General features: G+C 59.9%; 8 protein-coding genes. 5 read left to right on the top strand and 3 right to left on the bottom strand.

All coding sequences use genetic code 11. From position 1 onward, the window contains the following. Positions 1-1,851 precede the first annotated feature (1,851 nt). The 3 genes from RG540_RS30995 to RG540_RS30985 form a co-directional block, all read right to left on the bottom strand. The gene (locus RG540_RS30995; protein WP_041366205.1) at positions 1,852-2,613 is read right to left on the bottom strand and encodes an amino acid ABC transporter ATP-binding protein; all 762 of its coding nucleotides are present in this window, start codon (positions 2,611-2,613) and stop codon (positions 1,852-1,854) included. Beyond that, the gene (locus tag RG540_RS30990) at positions 2,610-3,290 is read right to left on the bottom strand and encodes an ABC transporter permease subunit (RefSeq protein ID WP_041366204.1); all 681 of its coding nucleotides are present in this window, start codon (positions 3,288-3,290) and stop codon (positions 2,610-2,612) included. Before RG540_RS30990 ends, RG540_RS30995 begins: the two co-directional genes overlap by 4 nt. Positions 3,291-3,370: 80 nt before the next feature. Next, positions 3,371-4,144 carry an amino acid ABC transporter substrate-binding protein gene (locus RG540_RS30985; protein ID WP_041366203.1) on the bottom strand — a complete coding sequence of 258 codons (774 nt, stop codon included), beginning with the start codon at positions 4,142-4,144 and terminating at the stop codon, positions 3,371-3,373. A 364-nt stretch (positions 4,145-4,508) separates the two neighbouring features. Between RG540_RS30985 and RG540_RS30980 the strand changes: the two genes are divergently transcribed. Genes RG540_RS30980 through RG540_RS30960 form a run of 5 tightly spaced genes read left to right on the top strand, consistent with a single transcriptional unit; the run spans position 4,509 to position 9,725 of the window. Beyond that, entirely contained in the window at positions 4,509-5,267 is a 759-nt protein-coding gene (locus RG540_RS30980) for an IclR family transcriptional regulator (RefSeq protein WP_046599258.1), read from the top strand. Between the two features lie 5 nt (positions 5,268-5,272). After that, the gene (locus RG540_RS30975) at positions 5,273-6,982 is read left to right on the top strand and encodes a hypothetical protein (RefSeq protein WP_041366202.1); all 1,710 of its coding nucleotides are present in this window, start codon (positions 5,273-5,275) and stop codon (positions 6,980-6,982) included. Beyond that, a complete protein-coding gene (locus RG540_RS30970; protein ID WP_041366201.1) occupies positions 6,979-7,701 on the top strand; it encodes a hypothetical protein in 723 nt (240 codons plus the stop codon). The genes RG540_RS30975 and RG540_RS30970 overlap by 4 nt, the downstream gene beginning before the upstream one ends. Then, positions 7,698-8,669 (top strand): dipeptidase, encoded by a 972-nt coding sequence (locus RG540_RS30965; RefSeq protein ID WP_041366200.1) that lies wholly within the window; start codon positions 7,698-7,700, stop codon positions 8,667-8,669. The genes RG540_RS30970 and RG540_RS30965 overlap by 4 nt, the downstream gene beginning before the upstream one ends. 15 nt (positions 8,670-8,684) lie before the next feature. Next, positions 8,685-9,725 carry an ABC transporter substrate-binding protein gene (locus tag RG540_RS30960; protein WP_051909927.1) on the top strand — a complete coding sequence of 347 codons (1,041 nt, stop codon included), beginning with the start codon at positions 8,685-8,687 and terminating at the stop codon, positions 9,723-9,725. Positions 9,726-9,745: the final 20 nt, after the last annotated feature.

The raw sequence follows: 9,745 nt of genomic DNA, 5'->3' as shown, positions 1-9,745 counted from the left end.
GTGCGTTTCCCGAATAACTGCGCAATTTTTATCGAAAGCGCTCTAACTGCGCAGTTGTATTATGCGCCGATTCGTTGCCGATTTACAAATGCTTAACCAGACTGTCATTTTACGCTGCTTCGCCGGCCAAATTGGCATTCACGCGCGCTTATACGTCCCTTCGGACGCCGGGCGATTTTGGCATTTCACATCGACTCGTCAAATGCAGTAGTCCGCGGACTACTGCCCTTGGAGGTTTGCGTCCGATCGCATGCCGAGCAGCGGGGCGCCATCGTGAGAGGATGTTTCCGGAGTGATGGTAGTCCGCGGACAACTGCGACGCCTCCGGCAAATCGAACCACGCGATCTTTGGAAGAGGAGGCCTTTTCACGCAACGGTACTCTGTCGCGTTTGGCTGCTGGTTGGCCACGAGAGTGAGTGCTGCGACTGGAGCAACGTATGAGCCCACGGTCGGCAAGGCTGGGCGGGATTCGGATCCAGCCATCCGCTGCCCCTCCGCCTTCTCAAGAAGGTCCCCGACGGCTCTTCCATCTTGCGGCCGATTTCCTTCATGTCTGGGTTTTCTCGTCTGGCGAAATTCGGATTGGTGACGCCGGCTGACCTGGCCCCGCTGACGGAGGCCGTGAAGCGGCAGTCCTTTTTCTGCATCCGAGCCCGCAGTCATTACCTGTTCGCTACCAATCGATGAGCGCTTACTGGACGTATGGTTCGTCGCAACGCAGCTTCCGTTCCCCGATCGGCAGCCATGCCGGCGAAAAAAGGTCCTCATAAGTGCGTCGGTTTCGATGATACGATACCGAGATAGAGAGCCGCCACTCGCAGCAGATACTTCCATGACATACGCGAGATGAGGTCGTTGCGGGTATGGCCGTTGCTGTCGCGCCTGGGTGAATGGCTTCTACCGTCGCGCATAACGGCGAGCCGGATGAGGGGTCGCATCCCGCTTTCGCGGACAGGTGGCTCCAATTGGAGATCTACCGAGAGCCATTTTGGTCATCGGTGCATAAATATTCGCTCGATCACTCAGTCTGGCTAGGCTGTGTATTGTCCTGATCCGGGCCTTATTAAAACCCTCCTTTCTTCTCTTGCTGTTGCTGCGGAAGGGCTCTGCTCCGCAGCGACAGGGAAGCCCGATGTTAGGTCGCGCGATACCGCGCGACTCCTCGCTTGCCTCGCCGTGTGGTTTCCGGTTGTCGAAGGTGCGGACGGGCAATCCGTTGATCGATCTCCCAACTCCCAGGATCCGTCTGCGCTTCAAAAGGGGGCTGAGTTGGGAAGCGGCTTGCCTCGACATCACTGGGGCAAGTGTTCGCTCCGTGATCGTCGGATGTACTTTGCCGCATGTTTCCGGCCTCGGGTTCAATTCCAGTCACGTGGTCGAAGGCAGGAGAGGGTGGCTGGAAGGTGGTTGGAATGGCAAATTTATCGACCCGTCGCGAGTTTTGACTTCACCTCCCGTGATATCTAGAGGTAATGAAATGTCGGATGGATATGTCGACGAATCCCGAATCTCCGGGTAGAGACGGACAAATGCCGATTTTCGGCATAAGGCCAGTTTTTCTTGTAAATAGCCGAAATTTGCCGCCGACAGTCCGTGCGGTTTGGTTGACAATATCGCCGAAAACCGCACTTCCGATTTGAGCTTGGGCGAGGTTCTCTTTTAAAACCGAGTTTAGGCCGTCTGATCCAGGGTACCGCTCAAGCGTTCAGCACCGGTGATCCATGCGTTGCCATCGATGGCAAGCACTATTGAAATTATGAGATAATCCATCGTTGACCGGCCGCGGAGCGGATCGATCTTGGGAGTTTCTCCGGTGCTGCGTCAGCCGGACGTTCGCTCAGGAACAGCGCTCAGATATGGGCGGTCTGCGCCGCGTTGATCGATGAGATGAAGCTCTTGGTGCGTTCCTGCCTCGGATCACCAAAGATCGCCTCCGCTCTGCCAGACTCGACCACTTTTCCGCTCTCGAGGAAAACGACGTGGTTGGCAATCCGCGAGGCAAGGCGCAAGTCGTGCGTCGCCATCACCATCGTCGTTCCTTCGGCAGCAAGCCGGCCGAGCACGTCGATGACCTCGGCGGAGAGTTCAGGATCGAGGGCCGAGGTCGGTTCGTCACAGAGAAGAACCTTGGGCGAAGGCGCAAGCGCCCGGGCGATCGCCACCCTTTGCTGTTGCCCACCGGAAAGCTCGGAGGGCCAGGCCTCGGTCTTATGTGCCATTCCCACCTTGGTGAGCAGTTCGGTGGCGCGGTTATGGGCTTTTTCGCGCGGCCACCTGAGAACCGTCGTCAGTCCTTCCATGACGTTCTCGATCGCCGTGCGATGCGGAAAGAGCTGGAAGTTCTGGAAGACCATACCGGTCTGGCGGCGGATTTTCTGGATCGACTTCCAGCCGATCTTCATGCCGGGCTCGAAGTCGATCTTTTCATCGCCGATGCGGACGGAGCCGGCTGTCGGGATCTCCAGGAGGTTGATGCAGCGCAGCAGCGTGCTCTTGCCACCGCCCGAGGGACCGATGAGCGCGGTGACACTTCCCTCGGGAATGCCGAGGCTGATGTCCTTCAGGATGACCGCGTCGCCGAACCGCTTTTCGATGTTGGAAAGGTCGATCATCGGTTTGACTCCATCATGCCGCCATAACGGGCGAAACGCTTTTCAAGCCTGTTCTGCAACGATGACAGCACCGAGCTCAAGACCAGGTAGATCAAGGCCGCCTCGATATAGAGGATCAGCGGCTCATAGGTCGTCGCGACGATCCGCTGGGCTGCCTGGAAGAGTTCCGGCACCGTGATCGCCGCGGCAAGCGAGGTATCCTTGACCAGCGAGATGAAGGTATTCGAAAGGGGCGGCACCGCGACACGCGCCGCCTGCGGCAGAATGGTGCGGCTCATCGCCTGGCGCCATGACATGCCGATCGAATAGGCCGCTTCCCACTGCCCCTTCGGCACCGAGGAAATGACCGCGCGGATAATTTCGGAACTGTAAGCACCGATATTCAGGGTAAAGCCGATCAGTGCCGCGGGAAAGGCGTCGAGCAGGATGCCGACGCTCGGCAGGCCGTAGAAGATGACGAAGAGCTGCACGAGAAGCGGGGTGCCGCGGATCACCCAGACGTAAAACCGTGCGATCATCGCAAGCGACGCCGGGCCGAACAGCCGGGTCACCGCCGTGATCAGGCCGAGGATGAGCCCGAGCAGGAAGGACAGCAATGTCAGCGGAACCGTAAAACGGATGCCCGCCCATAGGAGGGTCGGAAGTGAATCCGACATCAACTGAAGCCAGTGCGGCACGATGTGATCCTCAAAAAATGGCGTCCGGCGCGGGCGCCGGACGCTTTAATCATGTAGGTCAGGAACGGGAACTCGGCAGCCTATTTGGAGACGTCCTGCCCGAAATACTTGTCGGAGATCTTCTGATAGGTGCCGTCTGCCTTGATGTCCGCCAGTGCCTTGTTGATGGCACCGAGCAATTCCGGCTCGCCCTTGCGGATGATGATGCCGGAATAATCGGCATTGTCCTGCTGCGCGGCGATCTTTACCGGCGCGTCGGGTTTCTGCTTCTTGAAATCGAGGAAGGAGAGGCTGTCATTGATCGTCGCGTCGGCGCGGCGTGTCAGCACGAGCTGGATCGACTGGTCGAAGCCATCCGTGCCCACCAGTTCGGCGCCTGCCTGTTCGGCGATTTTGCCAAAATTGCTGGTCAGGGACTGGGCGGATTTCTTGCCCTTGAGGTCCGCGAAACCCTTGATGTCGCTGTTGTCCTGGCGGACGATCAGCACCGCCTTGGACGCGATGTAGGGCTCGGAGAAATCGTATTTCTGCTTGCGGGCCTCGGTTATGCCGACCTGGTTGATGACGGTGTCGTAACGCTTGGCATCGAGCCCTGCGATGAGACCGTCCCACTTGCCTTCGATGAATTCGGCCTTGACGCCAAGTTTTGCGGCAACGGCTTGCCCGATCTCCACGTCGAAACCGACCAGCTTGCCGCTTGCGTCATGGAAGGTGAACGGTGCGTAGGTCCCCTCGGTGCCGATCTTGAAGACGCCCGCAGACCTGACGGCGGCAAGATTTTCGCCGGCGAGGGAAGGCGTAAGGGCTGCCGCGTGAATAAGGGCCGCCGCGACAATGGTTTTCAACCGAAACATTAGGTCATCCTTTCAGCAGTGCTTGCTGGCGACTAGATGACAGAAAATAGGACGTCGGGATTGAAAGAAAACCGCAAAAAAAGCCGGCAAATGCGAATATTTTACTCAGCCTCGGTCATGCCCCAATTCGCGGACGGCTTGTAGCCGAACAGGCCCCGCGTCCCACCTTGCCGTTTCCCGCGTGGATGCAAGGTAGAGCTGTAGATTTACACGCTTCCGTCACTGCTCCGAAGGCGATGCAGGCAAATCCAGCATAAAAAATTCTCAACGCCGTGAGCGCCTTAGCGACGAGAGGGCCAAATTTGCGCGTAAGCGCGCTCCCACGCGATTGACATAAATCAATGACGGCGACATCATATTCAACATGGATACGACATATTCAAATAGAATACAAGAAGAAAGCGGCGGCGTCCGCCCGCTCTCGACGGTCCTGAAGACTATGGCCGTGCTCGACGTGCTGGCCTCCAGCGCTCGCGGCATGAAACTGCCGGAGATCGCGTCGGCGATGGAGCTCTCTCGCCCCACCGCTTATCAGCGGCTGTTGACGTTGATCGAAGCTGGCTGGGTCGAGCAGGATCACGAGATGCGCTATCGGCTCACGATGCACGCCTGCCGGCTTGCCGCGGCGGCCATGGAGCAGGCTAATCTCGGAACGCGAGTTCAGCCGATCATCGAAATGCTGGTCCATCGCGTGAAGGAAACGGCCTCATTGGCGGTGCTCGATCGCGGGTTGCCTTGCATCGTCTCGCGTGTCGAGTCCGAAAGCGTACTGCGTGCGGAACAGAAGATCGGCACGACCATGTCGCTGGAGGGCTCCGCATCCGGCCGCATCCTGACAGCCTTCGCAGACGAAGTGACGCTCGCCCGCCTGAAGGAAAGCGGTGAACCGCTGGCTTCTGAAGAGCTCCTGGGCGAGGCCCGCGCCAACGGTTACGCCTTGTCGAGCGGCTATACCCATAGCGGCGTCGTCGCCATCGCTGCGCCGATCTTCGATCTCCGCGGCAAGTGCGCGTCGACGATTTCGCTGGTCATGCCGGAGATGCGCTTCGACCTCGAAAGCTTCCGCGAGCCGCTTCTCGAAACCGCCCGAACTATTACGAAAATGCAGCAGGGAGAACGTTGACGGTCATGACCGCGACTTCCGAACAGGTGGCAACGCCCCGACCGCGCCCAGGCCAAGAGGTGATGAAGACCTCACGGCTGGCGGCAATCCAGCCGAGCCGGCTCAGCGGCACCCGCGCCTTGATGAACAAGATGATCCGCGAGCGCTGGGACATCTCCAATGTCCTTTTCGACGTGGATGAAAATGCCGAAGGCATCGTCGTTTATTCCATCAAGGTGCCGGACCAGGAATTTTCGTTCATCGGTTTTTCCCGCCCGCCGAGCCGGACGGCCCGCACCGGCCGTATCATCGGCCAGGCCTGGGACATGATGGGTGCGTTGATCGAGGGACCGGCGACCGAAATCGAGATCGAAACGGCGCGGCGGGAAATCCCAAAGCTTTATACCGGCCGGGCAACGGCCGGCACGCTGATCTGGTGCCGCTCGAACCGCTCGATGCGGGTCTTCGACCAGACGCTCGAAGCGCTTGCCGATGGCCGCCAGCCCTCCGTCGCCGATCTTTCGAAAGTCTGCTACCTGATGCGCAATACCGGCCTCGACGGCAACGGTACGTTCGGGACGCGTTCCTTTCCGTCGCTCGGTGCCCGTCATGCGCTCGGTGGTGTCCTGCAGGCGCAGTTGCTGACCGCCTATCTGATGCGGGAATTCTCCTGCGACCTCGTCGAGCATCTGGCGGCCAAGAAATCGGAGACCGCCGTGCGTCTCGACCCGCAGCTTCGCCGCTATATCGGCGTCGGCAACGGTTCGGCGCTCGGCCTTATCTTCTTCGTCCACAAACATCCGCGCCTGATCGATGGGCTTCTGTCTGCCCGCGAAGGTGCGATTGCGATGGCCCGTGCGCTGAAGCTCGACGCGTCGGATCCCCGCGTCGCCAGACTGCTCGAACTTCTCCGCCAGGCAATCGTGTTCCGCAAACAGGACCAGATGGTCTACGAGACATTTGCCTCCAGCGCCGAAGTGGCAGCCGATCTCGAGAAGGTGGTGGCGGCGCTCGGAGAATTCCGGCGAAGCGGCACGGTGTTCGGTCGTACGACCGATTTGCCGTTTGATGTGCTTGCCGCCGAATTCGAAACCGGCCTCCTGCCGGAAGCTTTCGAGACTTTCCTCTCGTTGCTGATCGAATTGGTGCCGGAAGAAGCCGACCGGCTATTGGCAGCCATTGATGCTCCCGACGAATTCAGCGTCGCGCCAGCCGAGACGGTCGAACAGCTGATGGCGCTCGTCCATGACGAATATCGGTGGGCGCTCGATACCGACATGGGCGGCCCAGAGGCCTATAAATATGTCTGGTACAAATCGGAGACGGCGGAGGAACCCCGCCGCGGCGCCCGCGACGAAGTCCCCGATGCGCTTGACCTCGGCCTCGATGTCTGCGGCGGCATCCAATCCCTTTTTGCCGATCTCGGCAGGGCCGAAGGTTCGCTCAGCATCGCCCGGTTCCTGATGAAACATCCTGAACACCGCTACATGGTGGCGCGCATTCAAAGCCTGCGCGGGCGGGACTATCACACGCCCCGCGCCAACATCAACGCGGAGGCTTTTGTGCCGATCGATCTCGTGCGGCTGATGAATGTGGGGGTCCACGGCATCGACAAGACCCGTGATTTCCTCAGCCGCAACCTGCGCGGCGTGCTCTATCACGGCGCACCGACCCCCGACGATCTGCGCGCCGGCTACACCGGCACCTGGTATTGCCCGGCGGAGCCTGTTCTATGACATCCCCACATTCAACTCCTTCCATGCGCGTCATGCCCCGCGAAATGCGGCTGATGTCCGAGCGGATCTTCTCGCTGAGCAGCCTGCCCAAGGGTTTCTTCCTGACTATCGGCGACATCCCGATGTATTCGCAAAAGCTTGGTCTTGGTGGCTTCAAACTGTTCGAGCAGCGGTTCGAGAGCTTCAAGTCGGCGGCTCCCGCCCGTATCGCGATTGCTTCCGAAAACGGCCACCGCTTGACGCTCGATGCTTGCGGCGAACACGCCTGGTTCGTGCTGCCGACGGCGATCGATCTTCTCGGTGAGCTGACAACCCGGTTCGGGTCGGCGGAACTGACTGTGACAGGGGCCACGGATGCCGAGGAACTCGCGATGGCCGCGCGTCTCGGCGGTCGATCGGGGCTCTCGATTTCCGTATTCGGCAATGTGCTGAAGGCGGTTCCGGCAGCGGTCACCAGCGACGTTCAAAAAGACGATCCGCTTCTCTGGTCGCTTCTGGAAAGCGGTGCTGAAATCGAGAGCGATCTCTGGTGGCGCATCTATCACCTGGCAAAACAGGCGCTTGCGACCGATAGCATCGTCTCGCGCCGTCATGCCGGCCCGATGATCGTCAACGAGGACGGCACCGTCATCGGCCGCAAGGACAATGACGACGAGACCGATGTCTCCTTCCTGTCATCCAGCATTTCCGAACGTATGAAAGAGGGCGCGAGATCATGATCATCGACGGTTTGCAATGCGGGCATTTCGATCGCGCCGCCTTTGAATCCTTGAGGGCAGGGAATGTCGGCGGGGTCGTCAACACCTGCGGATTCTGGGAGGGCACCGTCGAGTCGATGGATTCAATCGGTCGCTGGCGTGACCTGGTGCGTGAAAACTCCGATATCGCCGAGATCGCCCTTACCGCAGACGACATCAGCCGTATTTCCAGCGCAGGCAAGCTCGCGGTCATCATGGGTTTCCAGAACGCCAATCTCTTCGCAGGGCGGATCCGCTTTGTGGAGTTGTTTGCCGAACTCGGCGTGCGCGTCGTGCAACTCACCTACAACAACCAGAACGAACTCGGTGGCTCCTGCTACGAGGCCGAGGATTCGGGCCTTGCCCGCTTCGGCAAGGAAGTGGTGCGCGAGATGAATGCCGCCGGCATTCTGGTCGACTGCAGCCATGTCGGCGACCGCACGACGCTCGACGCGATCAAGGTTTCCGAAAAGCCGATCGCCGTCACCCACGCCAACGCCCAGTCGTTGTTCATGCACAAGCGCAACAAGTCGGACGACGTCATCCGGGCGCTGAAGGATACCGGCGGCGTGATCGGCTGCGCCGCCTATCGCAACATCACCGGTGACGAATTCTGCGCTTCGATCGAAGCCTGGTGCACGATGGTTGCCCGCACGGTGGATATTGCCGGCATCGACTCCGTCGCGATCGGCACCGACAAGAGCCACAATTTCACTGCTCCCGATTACGCCTGGATGCGCAAGGGCCGTTGGACCCGTGGCGAGGACTATGGCGCCAGCGCCGCCGGCAAGCCGCTCAAGGCCGCGCCGCCGGAATGGTTCCAGAAGGTCGAGGACATCAGGGTGATCCCGGACGGTCTGCGCGCTGTGGGCTTCTCGAAGGAAGAAGTCGCGAAGATCACCCACAAGAACTGGCTGCGGCTCTACGAAGCCACCTTCAGAAAATCATAAAAGAGGAGAACTGCAATGACTGGAATGAAGACATTTCTCATGCCTGACCGCCGCCGTTTCCTGAAGACGGCCGGCGCTGCGGTGACCGCTTCGCTTGCGGCTCCCTATCTTGCTCGCGCGCAGGAGAAGATCCTCTACGTGAATACCTGGGGCGGTCCCTGGGAGGTTGCCGCAAAGGCGCATCTCATTGATCCGTTCACCGCCGAAACCGGCATCCAGGTGAAGACGGTTTCCCCGGTCTCTTTTGCCAAGCTCGCCCAGCAGGTGAAGACCGGCACCTACGAATTCGACGTCACCACGCTCGGCGGCGGCGAATTGGTTCGTGCGAACCAGGCCGGCATCATCGAAAAGCTCACCGAGCCCTACAAAGGCGGCCTCTTCGAAAACGGCGTCGCGTCGCATGCGTTCGCGACCGTCATGGCCTGGCGCAGGGATAAATATAAGGACACTCCGAAGACCTGGGCCGATTTCTGGAACGTCGAGAAGTTTCCCGGCGGACGGTCGCTGCAGCGTTATGCATCGCGCGTCATCCCGATCGCGCTTCTGGCCGACGGCGTCGCGGTCAAGGATCTCTATCCCCTCGATGTGGACCGGGCCTTCAAGTCGCTCGACAAGATCAAGCCGCATATCCGCGTCTGGTGGACTGCCGGCGCCCAGTCGACACAGATCCTGCGTGACGGGGAGATCGACATGATCGGCATCTGGCACGGCCGTTATTTCGAGGCCGAGAAGGCTGGTGCTCCAGTTGCCATGACCTGGAACCAAGGCGAAATCGAACGCGCCTACTGGGTTGTCGCCAAAAAGACGCCGAACCTCGAGAACGCCAGGAAATTCGTCGAATTCGCGACCAGTGCGAAACCGCTCGCCGGCTTCTCCAAGGCTGCGGACTACGGCGCGCTCAACCCGGCTTCCAACCAGTTCGTCGATCCGGCGGATGCCAAGCGCATGCCGACCTCGCCGGACAACTACAAGCTGACTTTCGAGCAGGACATGGCGAATTTGGGCATAGACCCGGCGGAGCTCGCCGAACGTTTCGAGGAGTGGGTCGCGAGCTGATCCTCTCTCCTGGATCAACT

Origin of the sequence: Neorhizobium galegae bv. orientalis str. HAMBI 540 (genome assembly GCF_000731315.1) — a bacterium.
Classification (GTDB): Bacteria; Pseudomonadota; Alphaproteobacteria; order Rhizobiales; family Rhizobiaceae; genus Neorhizobium; species Neorhizobium galegae.
Note: the sequence above shows the minus strand (reverse complement) of the source record. Positions and strands in the feature narration are given on the sequence as shown.

Excerpts from the sequence above, each read along its gene's own strand:
- RG540_RS30995 (WP_041366205.1), bottom strand. The coding sequence starts at position 2,613 with ATGATCGACCTTTCCAACATCGAAAAGCGGTTCGGCGACGCGGTCATC.
- RG540_RS30970 (WP_041366201.1), top strand. The coding sequence starts at position 6,979 with ATGACATCCCCACATTCAACTCCTTCCATGCGCGTCATGCCCCGCGAA.
- RG540_RS30985 (WP_041366203.1), bottom strand. The coding sequence starts at position 4,144 with ATGTTTCGGTTGAAAACCATTGTCGCGGCGGCCCTTATTCACGCGGCA.
- RG540_RS30965 (WP_041366200.1), top strand. The coding sequence starts at position 7,698 with ATGATCATCGACGGTTTGCAATGCGGGCATTTCGATCGCGCCGCCTTT.
- RG540_RS30960 (WP_051909927.1), top strand. The coding sequence starts at position 8,685 with ATGACTGGAATGAAGACATTTCTCATGCCTGACCGCCGCCGTTTCCTG.
- RG540_RS30975 (WP_041366202.1), top strand. The coding sequence starts at position 5,273 with ATGACCGCGACTTCCGAACAGGTGGCAACGCCCCGACCGCGCCCAGGC.
- RG540_RS30980 (WP_046599258.1), top strand. The coding sequence starts at position 4,509 with ATGGATACGACATATTCAAATAGAATACAAGAAGAAAGCGGCGGCGTC.